The organism is Rickettsia monacensis, assembly GCF_000499665.2.
Classification (GTDB): domain Bacteria; phylum Pseudomonadota; class Alphaproteobacteria; order Rickettsiales; family Rickettsiaceae; genus Rickettsia; species Rickettsia tamurae.
The window spans coordinates 1,307,188-1,322,522 of record NZ_LN794217.1 but is presented as its reverse complement, the minus strand read 5'-3'; the positions used below and the strand labels follow the sequence as shown (position 1 = coordinate 1,322,522).

Sequence of the window (15,335 nt, the reverse complement as noted above, 5' to 3'; positions counted from 1 at the left end):
TTGCATCATTCAGCTTTATCTAACTTTTGTGCTTCTGCTTCTTGCTGTAGTTTATATTCTGCTGCTTTTTCTTCTATATAGTTAAAAAAGAAATAACAAAATGTTAAAAAGCTAGTTAAAATGATTGCAAACGTTATTAATATTAACTTAAGTTCTTTTTTAGAGTTTTCAGCTTTTAATCGTTTTTCCTCTTCTTCATCAATTATAAACTCAGGTAATATATTTGATTCTTCTTCTTTATTTTCCATGTGTTATCCCATATCTTAAGTTTATTAAAAATTAATGATAGAGTCTAAATATCATTTAAGTAAATTACGATATTAAGATACTTAAAATAAGTCAACAATAATTATTAGTTGTGATTTAATATAAATGACTGGTGCTTTTTAAAATAATTTTCTAATAGACAGTTTTGAAATTAGTTATTCTTCTTTCTTGAGTTTCTGATTTTGTTTTTGGGAAATCTACATTATCTTAGCCAAGTGTATGAAAGTGTTTAAGCTTTCTTCGTCGTCTTTGGTTATTATGTACTTTGACATATATAAGCATTTGATGTGTTTTGTCCGATATTTTTTTTTCTCTAAAACGCATATAATTTGTGAGTATTGTTATGTTCATCTTGTACAGGAGTTTCGCACTTAGCAAAAGATATGTTAAAATCTAGAGAAAAATAGTATTAGTTAAAAATGGCAAGATCAAAATGCAACAAAGATTTATATAAATCATTTTTACAAGCAAGTAGCATAAGATATACCGGTAAAGCATTATCTGAAGTAAGTCCAATAAACCTATCTCATGACAGTGCAGTAGGTGGTTAAATAGTAAGGATTTTCGTCCTAGTGAAATCTACAGAAAAGCGTCAAAATATATTGATCAGGGATCTCCTTGTTTATTAGTGGGAGATGACACCTTATTATCAAAACAATATAGTAAGAAGATCGGGCTTGTACATTATCAATATTCTGGAGCTATACATGATGTTATACCTGGTATAGGAATGGTAAACTTACTGCATTACAATAATAAGACTGATCAATCTACTCCCGTAGATTATAGGATATATAACAAAGAAACTGATGGAAAAACAAAGAATGAGCATTTTTGTGATATGCTTACTTTAGCTAAGGCGCGGGGTATCAATCCTGATACTGTAGTAATGGATGCTTGGTATAGCGGTTTGAAGAATTTGAAACATATACGTAATTTAGGTTGGACATGGGTTACTAACCTAAGAAAAAATAGAAAAGTTAATCGTAATATTAGTTTAGAAAGTTTAGAGATTCTCGATGAGGGGCTAAAAATGCACTTACGTGGATACGGTTGGGTTACAGTATTTAAGTTTGTGGCAAAAAATGGTCGCATTGATTACATAACAACTAATCTAGAAAATCCAACACGTGAGCAAATAGAAAAAATTTTTAAGGCACGTTGGTCTATAGAGGTTTATCACCGAGAATTAAAACAAACTTGTGGTATTGAACGCTGTCAGGCACGCACGGGTCGAGCTCAAAGAAATCATATTTGCCTTGCCATATTTGCTTGGCTTGATATGAATAAAAGGAGGATAAATAAAAAAATTACTTTATATCAACAAACTTGGGAGGTTATAAAAACATCAATTCAACATAACATTAGATGCCTTTTAGCTGATACACAATTTTGCTAAGTGCGAAACTCCTGTTGTATACTAAACGCTTTATTTGCTGCAACTGATTTATCGGATTTTGATATAAAATCATCAATAAAATAGTTTAAAGAATCTCTAAATAATTCGCTTAATTGCTCATCATTTTCAAGTTCTTCATATGATAACGATCTTGCGGTTTTCAACTTAAAATATGATTTAATCATTTCAAGAGCAGAATATCTATCGCAGTTATTATTAAGAATTTTATATAACATTTTTTTATCAAAATATGCAGGTATTTTTTTTAAATCCTTATTAATAATTTGCTGTTTGTAATAAGATAACTGACGCATAAAAACGATAACGGTAGCTGTAAGACCTGCAACTAAGATAGAGTATAAATTTAGTGATTGAAAAAGCATATTTTTAATATATTTAATTATAACTACCAACGATAGTATTGTATTTTTTGCTTTTCAATCTAAAAATGAACCATTACTGTATATTACTTATTTTTTTCTTTCAATTAGTTTATTTATCACATATTTATTGTGCTGCTAATAGAACATGAGATTTGTATAAATTAACTTTCAACTCAACTAATCGATTTTCATATCTATGACAAGAAAGTTATTAAAAAATAAATTTCTAAAATCTTATTAATTTTTACATATTGATTCTAGAAAAATATTCTAATTATAACCCCGATTATGGATAAGGAATAGAGAGGAAGGCAAGAGTTATTAAACCTTATATAAATAGGGCACTGAAGGAGTAAAATAAAGGTTTAATAACATGTGTAAATATACTACAATATTTTGTATAGTAGATAAATTTTGTAAAATTTATGAGAAATGGGTAAAACATCAATTGCTGAAAAGTAATAAGCAAAGATTTAGAGAAGGTAAGCTTTCCTTAAGTGAAGAACTCTCAATAATGATTTTTACCATTTTAGTGCATATAAACATTTAAAAGCTTATTACCAAAACTTTATTATTAATGGTAATTTGTTCAGGAATCCACCTTGTTATGAGAGATTTGTTCAGCTTATTCCTTCATTATTTCTGCCATTGATTGTGATGTTACATTACTTAAGTGGGAAAAGAACGGGAATTTATTATGCAGATTCCACACATTTTGCAGTATGTAAAAATATCAGAATTAATTCTAACAGAACTTTTAATAATCTTGCAAAAATGGGACGTAGTTCTGTCGATTGGTTTTTTGGATTCAAGCTTCATATGATAATCAATGATAAGGGAGAAATTATTGCTGTTAAAATTACCAAAGGTAATGTTGATGACAGAATTGCATTTGAAGCAATGGTTATCAAAAAGGTCTAAAAGGTAAGTGTTATGATGATAAGGGGTTTATTTCAGAAAAAATGTTTACAAAACTTTATAAGCAAGGTTTAATAAAAATTACCGGAATAAGAAAGGATATGAAAAACTATTTATTACCTCTTTTGGATAAAATCCTTTTAAGGAAGAGATTCATTATCGAAACCATTTTTGGCTACATAAAAGAGAATTTTAATATTACTCCTTCCAGACATCGATCACCTATTAATTTTTTTACTTCTCTATTCTCTGCTCTTATTGCTTACCAACTTAAACCTAATAAACCATGTATTTCTTATCCATAATCGGGGTTATATTACTAAATTCGGCTATTAATATTAATGATTTATGTTCTCCTCCTGGTAATAATCTTAAGTCATTAAAAGGTGATAGAGTAGATCAGCATAGTATTCGTATTAACGATCAATGGCGTATATGTTTTACTTGGCATGACGGAAACGCCCATAATGTTGAAATTGTTGATTACCATTAAGGAGGTTATATGCACCAATTACTAGATCTTGTAACGCCTGGTGAGGTATTAGAAGAAGAATTCATGAAGCCTTTAAATATAAGTCAAAACAGGTTAGCTCGTGATATTGATGTACCGCCTAGCCGTATCCATGCAATAGTACACGGTAGAAGATCAATTACTGCTGATATGGCATTGCGACTCGGTAAGTATTTTCAAACCTCGGCTCAAATGTGGATTAACCTACAATCGCATTATGATTTAGAGGTTGCAGAACGTAACGAGTGGTCTCATATTAAACATCGTATTCGTACTATGGAAGTAGCAAGCAAAGCTAGTTGATTATTTCCTAGCAACGGCAAAAGATTCAGGGTGTTTGATAGAAATGTTCGGTTTTTTCTGTTTGTTTTAAGTGACCACGCAACACAGCATTATAGCCGATTCTTTTTACTACTTCACTTGATGCGTCACGCTCCAAGTTCTGCACCCGTAAGTAGGACTGTTTAGTAACTACAACGAACTTTAGAACACAAATAAACTATACTTCTTATTATGCAACAAAATTTATCAGAATTAGCTAATTGTTTTGAATAGCATGTATAATACAGAGAATCTTAAACTCTGCCTTGTCCTAATTTTTTAAGCTGCGTATTTTTAAGGATTGTTGTTGTAAAATATCCTTTTTATTTGTTAATCTAGTACTTACCATTCCTACCGGAATTGTTTTTGCCTAGATTCTACTATTGTAAATACTTCTCATAAGCTCTAATATATCCCGCTAAATCATAATTGCTATTAATGGGCTTTGGTAATATATCGTTTTTTACTAATTACTGAATCCTACGAGTATAATGTTTTAACTATGTCGGATAGTTTGTAACTATTAGTAATACTCATGATTTACGTTAAGGATCTTTTTAGTATATAAATTATTTCTGCATATCTAATAGTAATTGTTTTCTAGTACTTGCATCTGGATTATCAGGGCCCAATTCTAACGCTTTATTAAATGATTTGAGAGCTAAGTTATATTAAATAGTGTAACACCTTTATCAATATGAGGTGTAGGATTATTAGGGTCTAATTCAAGAGCCTTATTAAACTATTTAAGAGCTGCCTTATACTTTCCTAACTTTTCTAATGTTCTACCTTTATCATAATACACTTTAGGGTCATTAGGATTTAATCTTATTTTTTACTATACAGTAAGTTTTGGGTTATATTGATTAACGATATTAACATTTACAACTTATTAAAATGTTAATTATACTCTATAAACTAATCATTAAAAAGTGTTATCTAGCAAAGATAATCCAAGTTTTGATAATATTGGGTCTTTATTAAATCCTTTAGTATTATAGCTGAAAGTTGAGCCTTGTACGTTTTAATTTTAATGGTACCCGCGGCCGGACTTGAACCGGCAAGAGCTTACGCTCCACGGATTTTAAGTCTGTTATGTCTACCATTCCATCACGCGGGCAAGATCAGTGTACAGTATAGTATACCGATTTAATTCACGTTGACAGATTAATAAAAAAAATACAAAAAAGCAAGTACTTTTATCGTTAATATATTAGTCTGATATGAAAAAGTTATTAAACACCTTTAAAATAGTTAGTTTACTCATTAATTTATTAGATAACCCCGATTATAGATAAGAAATACATGGTTTATTAGGTTTAAGTTGGTAAGCAATAAGAGCAGAGAATAGAGAAGTAAAGAAATTAATAGGTGATCGATGTCTGGAAGGAGTAATATTAAAATTCTCTTTTATGTAGCCAAAAATGGTTTCGATAATGAATCTCTTCCTTAAAAGGATTTTATCCAAAAGAGGTAATAAATAGTTTTTCATATCCTTTCTTATTCCGGTAATTTTTATTAAACCTTGCTTATAAAGTTTTGTAAACATTTTTTCTGAAATAAACCCCTTATCATCATAACACTTACCTTTTAGACCTTTTTGATAACCATTGCTTCAAATGCAATTCTGTCATCAACATTACCTTTGGTAATTTTAACAGCAATAATTTCTCCCTTATCATTGATTATCATATGAAGCTTGAATCCAAAAAACCAATCGACAGAACTACGTCCCATTTTTGCAAGATTATTAAAAGTTCTGTTAGAATTAATTCTGATATTTTTACATACTGCAAAATGTGTGGAATCTGCATAATAAATTCCCGTTCTTTTCCCACTTAAGTAATGTAACATCACAATCAATGGCAGAAATAATGAAGGAATAAGCTGAACAAATCTCTCATAACAAGGTGGATTCCTGAACAAATTACCATTAATAATAAAGTTTTGGTAATAAGCTTTTAAATGTTTATATGCACTAAAATGGTAAAAATCATTATTGAGAGTTCTTCACTTAAGGAAAGCTTACCTTCTCTAAATCTTTGCTTATTACTTTTCAGCAATTGATGTTTTACCCATTTCTCATAAATTTTACAAAATTTATCTACTATACAAAATATTGTAGTATATTTACACATGTTATTAAACCTTTATTTTATTCCTTCAGTGCCCTATTTATATAAGGTTTAATAACTCTTGCAACCTTCCTTCCTCTCTATTCCTTATCCATAATCGGGGTTAGATAATTAACTTAAATAGTGACAAAATAGTAATAATATGATAGATTAGTTTCAGAAAGTAATACTTTCTCTTGCATGTTATTGACATGTTTATTGACAAATGCCGCAAGGTAAGGTAGTTTTGCATAATGAATTTTATCGGCTCTTATATTTAAGTAAGGCTTAAAATTTAAGTTTTAGTTATTATAAGTATGTGTTTAAGTTCAAATAAGTAATTTCTATCTAATAAAGGTTTTTATGGCTACAAATATAGTAGGTAAAGTTAAGTGGTATAATTCTACGAAGAATTTTGGATTTATTGAACAGGAAAATGGCGGCAAAGATGTGTTTGTACACAAATCAGCCGTAGACGCAGCAGGTTTACATAGCCTTGAAGAAGGACAAGATGTAATTTTTGATCTTGAAGAAAAGCAAGGAAAAGCCTATGCTGTTAACCTCAGAATTAAATAAATATATTTATAATACCAAAAGCAGCTATCCAAAATTGTTTATAATTTAGGGTAGCCTAGTCATTTTTATCAAAATAGTAAATATTTTATTTTTGTCTATAATAACCTATATAATTTAAGTATAATAAATTATTTTTACTAAAAGGCGTGAAAATGCCCTAAATCTAATAATATTATTCTGGCTTGAATAAGATTCTAAAATAGTTTCATTATTCATTATCGTTTTATATATTTAGTTGGTGTTTTGTAATCTAGTTAAGCATATTTTTTGATTCAGGATAATTATATAAGTCGTTATTTTAATTTACTATAACTTATTTTTTATAGACCTCTTGCATAATTTATCTTATAAAGGGAATTAAGAGATTTCTACTCTACGCAAGCGTACTATATTAAGTGCGTGAGGATGAGAGGATAGAGTCGATGTCTTAATTATCTTTAGAAATGGGTTATGTAAGAGTCTAATCAATAATGTGCATATTTTGATTTAAAACTATATTGGATTATATAATGAAAAATTTTAATTTATCTGAAGAATTAATTATTGCTCTTGAGACAATGAATATCACTGAGCCGACTGAAATACAAAAGCAATCGATCCCGGTTGCAATAGCGGGGTCGGACATACTCGCCTCTAGCCAAACAGGTTCAGGAAAAACTCTCGCTTATTTATTGCCGTTAATTGATTCATTTATTAAAAATAAAACTACTGCTTTAATTCTTGTCCCGACTAGAGAACTAGCAACACAAATACACAGTACTTTAAATAAAGTAACTACACCCTATAAAATTAATAGTGCAGTTTTGATAGGCGGTGAACCGATGCCTAAACAATTTATGCAATTAAAAAAGAATCCGAAAGTGATTATCGGTACGCCGGGGCGTATTATCGATCACTTAAAGAGGGGAAGTCTAAAAATTGATCGCATAGGCATAACCGTACTTGACGAAATGGATAGAATGCTTGATATGGGGATGAAAGAACAGTTAGAAGAAATCAATAAATTTTTACCGGAAAAAAGACAAGTTTTAATGTTTTCCGCTACTATGCCAAAACATATTATTGCTCTTTCTCAAAAATATCTAAACAATCCGGTACGTATTACGGTAGGTGCTACTAATAAAGCAGCTGCAGAAATAAAACAGGAATCATTACATATTTCTGATAAAGAAAAATTTAGTGAATTAACTAAACAACTTGGTAATAGGGAAGGATCGGTAATTATTTTTGTGAAAACTAAACGCTCTGCCGATCAATTAGCTAAAATGTTGAAATATGAAAATCATAAAGCAGAAGCTATACACGGTGATTTAAGTCAGCATCAACGTGAAAGAGTAATTTTATCATTTCGTAAGTCAAACCATAGAATAATGGTAGCAACTGATGTAGCGGCTCGTGGGCTTGATATTCCTCATACACAGCATGTTATTAATTATGATTTACCTATGTGTCCTGAAGATTATTTACATAGAATAGGTAGAACGGGTAGAGCAGGGGCTACCGGATATGCATTGTCTTTTATTTCTCCTGATGATGTTATTAGATGGCGTGCAATCGATCGTCTAGTAAATAAAGGAGAATCTACGCCACGTAGTGAGTTTAGAAGTGATAAAAATAATCGTAAAAGATCATTCGGTAAAAGAGCCAGTGGTGACGGTAAAAAGTTTAATTCTTTTGATAGTAGCCGTAAAAGAACCTTTGACGGTAACAGTTACGGTAATAAAAGAAAGAAAGTATCGTAGTTTAGATTTACGTCATTGTGAGTGATCTTTGATCGCGTGGGTGGTTATTACATTGTCACCCCGTGGGCTTGACCACGGGGTCCAAAAAACAACTTAAAATACTAATATTATTAGTATTTTAAACTGGATCCCGCGATCAAGTCGCGGGATGACCAGAAGTGGAATTGATCTATGCAGCAACGCCGATCAAGCCGTGGGATGACAAATATAAAAAAGGAGAATAAGCTCATAAGTTTAAATTTTTCACGATTTCTATCTAATATTTTCTTTATATTAATAATTTCTTTTCCCGGAGGTTTAATTTATTTACTTACCAGTTCAACTCTTTCTTTTTGGCTTCGAGAATCCGGTTTTGATAAAATCACTATCGGGCTTTTTAGTTTAGTTAATTTTATTCATATATTTAAATTTTTATGGGGTCCTTTACTTGAAAAAGTAAGTTTTGCTCCTTTAAGTAAGTGAGGATATAAATATTGTTTAATTATTGCTTTGGTTAGTTGTATTTTTTGTGTATATGTTCTGACAAATTTTAACCCTAACACTCATTTTATACCATTTGCTTTATGCTTAGTAGCTGTGGCATTTTTTTCTTCCATTTATGATATGTTACTTCAATCATCACAGATGTTACTGATTACAAATAAAAATTGGGGCATAAGTGAAGCAGCCTGTACTACAGGCTTTAGAATAGGTATACTTATAGCAGGTTTAGGAGTGTTATATTTATCTACTATCATATCTTTGCAAGATGTTTATCGTGTTATGGCAATTTTATGTATACCGTCATTACTATTAATTATATTCTATCCGCTTAAATTTAAAGATAAGATAATTATTAATGATTTTGATAGATTTTGGCATGCTTTTTATGACTTTATCAAGAAACCTAAATGGCTAATAATTGTTAGTTTTATGCTTCTATATCGTCTTCAAGATAATTTTCTTTCAATTATGCCGAATATGTTTTACTCGATATCGGTTATACGAAAAAGGACTTAGCGTTTGGCTATAAAGCTTTCGGTATGTGTGCTGCAATCCTTGGAGGTTTTATAGGCGGGTTTTTGTGCCGAAAATATGAATATTCTTATTTGCTTAAAAGAGCATTAATATATCATGCTTTATCTAGCCTATCTTTTTTATTTCTCTATTTTTATAATTGAGATATTACAAGTCTGTATATAGCGGTCTTTTTTCAAGAATTTACCAATGGCTTAACTATATCGCCGTTTTTTTCTTACCAATTAAGATGCTGTAGTTCTAAATATTGTATAACCCAAATTGCTTTAATTACTTCTATTGCTTATATTAGTACCATATTGTTTGGTAGTATTTCAGGTTATGCAGCTACTTATTTAGGTTGGACTTATTTCTTTATTGTAGCAGGATTTTGTTTTAACCTGCTTATATATTAATTAGATATTTACCGCCTTATGTTATTCCTAGCTAAAAGCGGGAATCTAAAAAAATATTTATACTTGTCATTGCGAGGAGCGTAGCGACGTGGCAATCTCTCTTAAATTTCATGAGATTGCTTCGTCGGCATAAATGCTTTCTCGCAATAACGGGGATAGGCAGTACTGGATTCCTGCTTCCGCAGGAATGACATATACGGCTTTTGAGAGCCATGCAACAATGCCCAAGATAAATACAAATATATTGTAAAAGTAGTACTATCAATTTATAATAATCAACTAATTTATTAGTGTGCTTTAATTATGTTTATTCAAACTGAAGATACTCCCAACCCTGATGCAATAAAATTTTTCCCGGGGCAGGAAATAAGTAGTGATCAGCCGGTATTTTTTAGTGAGCTTGCTGAAGTAAAAGGAAGAAGCAAACTTGCAGAATCGCTATTTCATATTAATAATGTAAAATCAGTATTTTTTGGTAGTGATTTTATAACAGTAACTAAACAAGCTGAAGGTAATTGGCAAGTTATAAAGCCTGAAATTTTAATGGTTATTATGGATCATTTTGTTGCAGGATTTCCGGTATTTGAAGAAAGCACCAAAGCAGGTAATGTAAATCATAGCCTTTATGGGCTTTCAGAAATAGAGAAGCAAATCTTAGAGATTATTGAAACTAGGGTGCGTCCATCTGTTGCACAAGACGGCGGTGATATAATATATAAAGGCTTTGAAAACGGTATAGTTAAATTAGCACTTCGTGGTGCATGCCTTGGATGTCCTAGTTCCACTATTACCTTAAAAAACGGTATTGAGTCCATGCTTAAACATTTTGTACCGGAAGTGCAAGAGGTTGAAGCTGTAGAGGAAGATTTTGAGTAATTTAGGCATTGACTAAAAAGAGTTAATCTAAAGTTTCTATGTCATTCCCGCAAAAGCGGGAATGACATAGAAAGGCTAAACTACACTATAAAACAACTTTTTCTAAGCAATGCCAATGTAAATCCTTTTACTATACAAGTTTAAAAGAAAACTACTTCGATGTTCAAAAAGATTTTTTGGATTTAACGGGGTAATGTTTACATTGGTGTTAAAGAGTGACCGTTCACGGGTGTTGAGTGGCTTATTATTCCTCTCTGTCATCCCGTGATTTATTCATGGGATCCAGTAAAACATAGAAAAATTTATTTTTATATGTTTATTTTGTTAAACATGTAGTGTAGATAACAATGTTGAAGTTATTTTTTCTAGACCCCGTGGTCAAGCCACGGTATGACAGTGAAAAACCCGTGAACGCTCACGTTAAAGAAGCTATAGAATTGATTATATCATTTTGATGCCAAATAACGTAATGTAGTTCAACATCTTTTGGAGCATATACTACGATAACCCCGATTATGGATAAGGAATAGAGAGGAAGGAAGGTTGCAAGAGTTATTAAACCTTATATAAATAGGGCACTGAAGGAATAAAATAAAGGTTTAATAACATGTGTAAATATACTACAATATTTTGTATAGTAGATAAATTTTGTAAAATTTATGAGAAATGGGTAAAACATCAATTGCTGAAAAGTAATAAGCAAAGATTTAGAGAAGGTAAGCTTTCCTTAAGTGAAGAACTCTCAATAATGATTTTTACCATTTTAGTGCATATAAACATTTAAAAGCTTATTACCAAAACTTTATTATTAATGGTAATTTGTTCAGGAATCCACCTTGTTATGAGAGATTTGTTCAGCTTATTCCTTCATTATTTCTGCCATTGATTGTGATGTTACATTACTTAAGTGGGAAAAGAACGGGAATTTATTATGCAGATTCCACACATTTTGCAGTATGTAAAAATATCAGAATTAATTCTAACAGAACTTTTAATAATCTTGCAAAAATGGGACGTAGTTCTGTCGATTGGTTTTTTGGATTCAAGCTTCATATGATAATCAATGATAAGGGAGAAATTATTGCTGTTAAAATTACCAAAGGTAATGTTGATGACAGAATTGCATTTGAAGCAATGGTTATCAAAAAGGTCTAAAAGGTAAGTGTTATGATGATAAGGGGTTTATTTCAGAAAAAATGTTTACAAAACTTTATAAGCAAGGTTTAATAAAAATTACCGGAATAAGAAAGGATATGAAAAACTATTTATTACCTCTTTTGGATAAAATCCTTTTAAGGAAGAGATTCATTATCGAAACCATTTTTGGCTACATAAAAGAGAATTTTAATATTACTCCTTTCAGACATCGATCACCTATTAATTTCTTTACTTCTCTATTCTCTGCTCTTATTGCTTACCAACTTAAACCTAATAAACCATGTATTTCTTATCCATAATCGGGGTTACGATAGGTAGTTTGTTATTATATCTTAAAAATGTTTCATCGCCTAAAAATACACTAACCGGTTGTATGGTTGCTTTTACGTTTGGGCATGCCATCATTGTACTAGCAGGGTGATCGCTAACTTGATCGATTACATAATAATTATATGCCCAACCTTCTAAAGTTTTTGTTTCCAGCTTACCGCAACCAAACACGATTACAATCTTTCATTGCATCTTTTGTAGCTTGTAATTCTACTTTCAACCTTTCCTCATTAGGTTCTGTAGGTAAATGAATTACATAACGCTTTTGATTTTCAAGTGGGCGGTAGGGTAGAGTGCAATATCTTTTAACCGCTTATCGCTATTAGCTAGTAAATGAGTATTTAAAAAACATAATGTAAGAAGTAGTATAATTTTGTTTATCATATTATTATTTTTTTAATTCAAATCCATTATCTCGCCTAAAGGAGTTATATAAGAAGAATTTATATTTGCCATCGGCTATATCAGCACTAAAGCCTTCATTATAGTCAACATCACCATTTTCGTTTATTTTTTTACTTAAAAATAATATAGCATTTTCAAATTTATTTTCTTTTAATATAGGCTGATTATTTAAACTAAAAACTTTCATGGCAAGCCTTTCATTATTAGGTAATCTAAAATATATTTCTGATCTGTTATTGGATTCAAAAAAATTACATTTATTATTAGCACCTAATAATAATAAATTATTTAATACATCTATGGTAACTTGTTCTTCAAGGTTTATAATTTTAGGAAATAATATGTAATTATTGTGATTATTTTGTATATTTGAAATAAGAATACTTTGAGAGTTATATTGCTGTTTTTCCAAATATATATTTGCAAAATTATTTTGTTTTAATTCTGTAAAAACTAGTTCAGCTTTATATTTTTGTTTATCACTAGAAAAGTTAGGTAGTGTTTCTATTAAATTAAAATCAAGAGAGGTTTCGCTAAATCTTGTATTCAGCATATTATTTTGATTTAATTCGGTAAAATCTAATTCGGCATGTATGTTGCTCCGTCAATGTCTAAACTATATTAAAGGCTTATCTCCCAATATTTCTTCAAATAAATCTTCCCATAGCTCTTGTAAAAAATTTTGAGCATGTTCTTTAGTTTTACAAACATCAGTTTGATTTGCAAAGCTTTTTGCTATAAAAAACTTTAAATCTTTTTGATCCGATAAAGATAAATCATGAATGTGACATTTAAATGTTTTATTTATATAATTTATTAGTGATGCAATATCTGCAGGAAAATTTTCAGTTATTTCTAATAATTCTTTTTTATTCTGTTCTGAAATTATATTCATATTCTAATCTAATCCCGTTTCTTTCTTAAAAAAGCCGGTATTTCATGAATATCAGATTCTTTATTATCTTGATCTAGAGTACTAACAACAACGTTTTTGCGTTCTAAAGTTTGATTATTTGAAGCACGCAGAGAACCCCATATTTTCCCTAAAAATGATGGTTTTGGTGAGTCATCTTCAGATTTGTTGAAAGTATTTGCATGTAACCCTAGCTCTTTTTCATTTCCGATAAAATTTTGATTCATTGGAGAGTCGGTAATTTCAATATTTTCGGTACTGTAGCTGTTAAAATCAGGAATTTCTTCTATTTGTGTAGGTTGTGCTATAGCTTCATTATAAGTTTCTTCAGGAACTGTATTGGTAGTTTCAGCTATTGCGGGTTTATATATCGGTACTTTATCGGTATCAATACCTGTAGCAACAACCGATACTCTGATAATTCCTTTTAGTTCCGGATTAAATGTTGAACCGAAAATAATATTAGCATCAAGGTTATCTACTTCTTCTCTAATTCTATTAGCAGCGTTGTCAACTTCAAATAAGGTCATGTCGGAACCACCGGTAATATTGATTAATACACCTCTTGCACCGCACATTGAGCTATGATCTAGCAGCGGATTTGAAATTGCAGATTCTGCCGCTTTAATAGCTCTATCTTCGCCACTAGCTTCACCCGTACCCATCATTGCTTTACCCATTTCGCTCATTACTGCTTTAATATCGGCAAAATCAAGATTAATAAGTCCCGGCATAATCATTAAATCCGTTACTCCTCTAACGCCGGCATGTAATACGTCATCTGCCATTTTGAAAGCATCGGCAAACGTCGTTTGTTCATTAGCAATACGGAATAGATTTTGGTTCGGTATTACAATTAAAGTATCAACGAATTGCTGTAATTCAATAAGTCCTTTATCGGCAGTTTTCATACGATGACCGCCTTCAAAATGGAAAGGTTTAGTTACTACCCCAACCGTAAGGATGCCTAGTTCTTTAGCAATGTGTGCAATAACTGGTGCAGAACCGGTACCTGTACCACCGCCCATACCTGCCGTAATAAATACCATATTGCTATTTTCTAGGTAACTACGAATTTCGCTTTCTGATTCTTGAGCAGCAAGTGCTCCAACCTCAGGAGAAGCTCCTGCCCCAAGACCTCTAGTCGTAGAAACACCGAGTTGTATTTTGTTGGTGCATAAAGAATGTTCAAGCGATTGTGCATCAGTATTAGCTACTACAAAATTAGCACCTTGCAGATTAGCACTAATCATATTATTTACTGCATTACTACCTGCACCCCCAACGCCGAAAACCGTAATGGTCGGCTTTAATACTATATTTTCAGGGGCTTTTATATTTAAAACCATGATAATCTAACATTTATTTTATATAATTAATGTTTAAGTATAATAAAAGATTTAGAAATTTCCATAAACTTTTTATGAAAAATGTGGATTATTTTCTTTTATAGTGAATTAACTTGAATTAGGGATGATTTATAAGAAATATTTTATTTTTTTAAGGGCATAGTGAATACCGCTAATGCTAATCCATTTACGGTATACTTATAATAAATTAAACGAGTATATATGTTTAAAAAATTAAAAGATGATATAGAAATTGTCCGTAATTCAAGTTAATTCACTATATAATAGCGGGATGCCGTTATTATGACATGCTTTGATTAATGCTTTATCGTTAGTGGCCATAGGAAGCCCTTCATGTATGGCAGTTAATAAATAACCCCGATTATGGATAAGGAATAGAGAGGAAGGAAGGTTGCAAGAGTTATTAAACCTTATATAAATAGGGCACTGAAGGAGTAAAATAAAGGTTTAATAACATGTGTAAATATACTACAATATTTTGTATAGTAGATAAATTTTGTAAAATTTATGAGAAATGGGTAAAACATCAATTGCTGAAAAGTAATAAGCAAAGATTTAGAGAAGGTAAGCTTTCCTTAAGTGAAGAACTCTCAATAATGATTTTTACCATTTTAGTGCATATAAACATTTAAAAGCTTAT

18 protein-coding genes, 1 tRNA gene and 3 pseudogenes are annotated in these 15,335 nt (G+C 30.7%); 11 read left to right on the top strand and 11 right to left on the bottom strand.

What is annotated here, in order from left to right:
- Window positions 1-5: 5 nt before the first annotated feature.
- Window positions 6-248 (bottom strand): RP671a family tick cell line-upregulated protein, encoded by a 243-nt coding sequence (locus RMONA_RS07050; RefSeq protein ID WP_023507939.1) that lies wholly within the window; start codon window positions 246-248, stop codon window positions 6-8.
- A gap of 438 nt (window positions 249-686) precedes the next feature.
- Here RMONA_RS07050 and RMONA_RS07045 point away from each other — a divergent pair.
- Window positions 687-1,666 (top strand): annotated as a pseudogene (locus RMONA_RS07045) (IS701 family transposase).
- Window positions 1,667-1,674: 8 nt separating this feature from the next.
- On the opposite strand, the pseudogene RMONA_RS07040 reads toward RMONA_RS07045, so the two are convergent.
- Window positions 1,675-2,079, bottom strand: a pseudogene (locus RMONA_RS07040) (hypothetical protein); the annotation flags it as partial.
- Between the two features lie 627 nt (window positions 2,080-2,706).
- Between RMONA_RS07040 and RMONA_RS11060 the strand changes: the two are divergent.
- From RMONA_RS11060 to RMONA_RS07020, 4 genes are read left to right on the top strand one after another with little or no spacing between them, the layout of a single operon-like run.
- Entirely contained in the window at window positions 2,707-2,970 is a 264-nt protein-coding gene (locus RMONA_RS11060; RefSeq protein ID WP_023507103.1) for a transposase, read from the top strand.
- A gap of 41 nt (window positions 2,971-3,011) precedes the next feature.
- Window positions 3,012-3,272 carry a transposase gene (locus RMONA_RS11055; RefSeq protein WP_023507102.1) on the top strand — a complete coding sequence of 87 codons (261 nt, stop codon included), beginning with the start codon at window positions 3,012-3,014 and terminating at the stop codon, window positions 3,270-3,272.
- On the top strand, window positions 3,254-3,460 hold the full coding sequence (locus tag RMONA_RS07025) for a type II toxin-antitoxin system RelE/ParE family toxin (RefSeq protein WP_023507944.1): 207 nt from the start codon (window positions 3,254-3,256) through the stop codon (window positions 3,458-3,460). Before RMONA_RS11055 ends, RMONA_RS07025 begins: the two co-directional genes overlap by 19 nt.
- Window positions 3,461-3,469: 9 nt before the next feature.
- Window positions 3,470-3,781 (top strand): HigA family addiction module antitoxin, encoded by a 312-nt coding sequence (locus tag RMONA_RS07020; protein WP_023507945.1) that lies wholly within the window; start codon window positions 3,470-3,472, stop codon window positions 3,779-3,781.
- Between the two features lie 760 nt (window positions 3,782-4,541).
- Here RMONA_RS07020 and RMONA_RS08930 read toward each other — a convergent pair.
- From RMONA_RS08930 to RMONA_RS07005, 4 genes are all read right to left on the bottom strand, one after another.
- Window positions 4,542-4,631 (bottom strand): tetratricopeptide repeat protein, encoded by a 90-nt coding sequence (locus RMONA_RS08930; protein WP_096001087.1) that lies wholly within the window; start codon window positions 4,629-4,631, stop codon window positions 4,542-4,544.
- 202 nt (window positions 4,632-4,833) lie between these two features.
- A tRNA-Leu gene (locus RMONA_RS07015) sits at window positions 4,834-4,919 on the bottom strand.
- Between the two features lie 168 nt (window positions 4,920-5,087).
- Window positions 5,088-5,360 (bottom strand): transposase, encoded by a 273-nt coding sequence (locus RMONA_RS07010; RefSeq protein WP_096001041.1) that lies wholly within the window; start codon window positions 5,358-5,360, stop codon window positions 5,088-5,090.
- A 29-nt stretch (window positions 5,361-5,389) separates the two neighbouring features.
- Complete coding sequence (locus RMONA_RS07005; protein WP_023507103.1) at window positions 5,390-5,653, bottom strand: transposase; 264 nt, start codon at window positions 5,651-5,653, stop codon at window positions 5,390-5,392.
- A 623-nt stretch (window positions 5,654-6,276) separates the two neighbouring features.
- On the opposite strand from RMONA_RS07005, the gene RMONA_RS07000 reads away from it, so the two are divergent.
- The 6 genes and pseudogenes from RMONA_RS07000 to RMONA_RS11045 all read left to right on the top strand — a co-directional run bounded on the left by RMONA_RS07000 (window position 6,277) and on the right by RMONA_RS11045 (window position 11,976).
- Window positions 6,277-6,489: a cold-shock protein gene (locus RMONA_RS07000; protein WP_008579233.1), complete on the top strand. Its 213-nt coding sequence runs from the start codon at window positions 6,277-6,279 to the stop codon at window positions 6,487-6,489.
- A 509-nt stretch (window positions 6,490-6,998) separates the two neighbouring features.
- On the top strand, window positions 6,999-8,231 hold the full coding sequence (locus RMONA_RS06995) for a DEAD/DEAH box helicase (protein WP_023507946.1): 1,233 nt from the start codon (window positions 6,999-7,001) through the stop codon (window positions 8,229-8,231).
- 198 nt (window positions 8,232-8,429) lie between these two features.
- Window positions 8,430-9,678: pseudogene (locus RMONA_RS06990) on the top strand (MFS transporter).
- A gap of 268 nt (window positions 9,679-9,946) precedes the next feature.
- Window positions 9,947-10,519: a NifU family protein gene (locus RMONA_RS06985; RefSeq protein WP_023507949.1), complete on the top strand. Its 573-nt coding sequence runs from the start codon at window positions 9,947-9,949 to the stop codon at window positions 10,517-10,519.
- Between the two features lie 891 nt (window positions 10,520-11,410).
- A complete protein-coding gene (locus RMONA_RS11050) occupies window positions 11,411-11,674 on the top strand; it encodes a transposase (protein ID WP_023507103.1) in 264 nt (87 codons plus the stop codon).
- 41 nt (window positions 11,675-11,715) lie between these two features.
- On the top strand, window positions 11,716-11,976 hold the full coding sequence (locus tag RMONA_RS11045; protein WP_023507776.1) for a transposase: 261 nt from the start codon (window positions 11,716-11,718) through the stop codon (window positions 11,974-11,976).
- Here RMONA_RS11045 and RMONA_RS10640 read toward each other — a convergent pair.
- The 5 genes from RMONA_RS10640 to ftsZ all read right to left on the bottom strand — a co-directional run bounded on the left by RMONA_RS10640 (window position 11,948) and on the right by ftsZ (window position 14,674).
- Window positions 11,948-12,178, bottom strand: a complete 231-nt coding sequence (locus tag RMONA_RS10640; protein ID WP_023507951.1) for an ecotin family protein — start codon at window positions 12,176-12,178, stop codon at window positions 11,948-11,950. The genes RMONA_RS11045 and RMONA_RS10640 overlap by 29 nt on opposite strands.
- Entirely contained in the window at window positions 12,162-12,260 is a 99-nt protein-coding gene (locus tag RMONA_RS11040; RefSeq protein ID WP_082068285.1) for a hypothetical protein, read from the bottom strand. Before RMONA_RS11040 ends, RMONA_RS10640 begins: the two co-directional genes overlap by 17 nt.
- 135 nt (window positions 12,261-12,395) lie before the next feature.
- The gene (locus tag RMONA_RS06965; protein ID WP_023507952.1) at window positions 12,396-12,965 is read right to left on the bottom strand and encodes a hypothetical protein; all 570 of its coding nucleotides are present in this window, start codon (window positions 12,963-12,965) and stop codon (window positions 12,396-12,398) included.
- Window positions 12,966-13,028: 63 nt separating this feature from the next.
- Window positions 13,029-13,307 (bottom strand): hypothetical protein, encoded by a 279-nt coding sequence (locus tag RMONA_RS06960; RefSeq protein WP_023507953.1) that lies wholly within the window; start codon window positions 13,305-13,307, stop codon window positions 13,029-13,031.
- An 8-nt stretch (window positions 13,308-13,315) separates the two neighbouring features.
- Window positions 13,316-14,674, bottom strand: a complete 1,359-nt coding sequence (gene ftsZ, locus RMONA_RS06955; RefSeq protein WP_023507954.1) for a cell division protein FtsZ — start codon at window positions 14,672-14,674, stop codon at window positions 13,316-13,318.
- Window positions 14,675-15,335 lie beyond the last annotated feature (661 nt).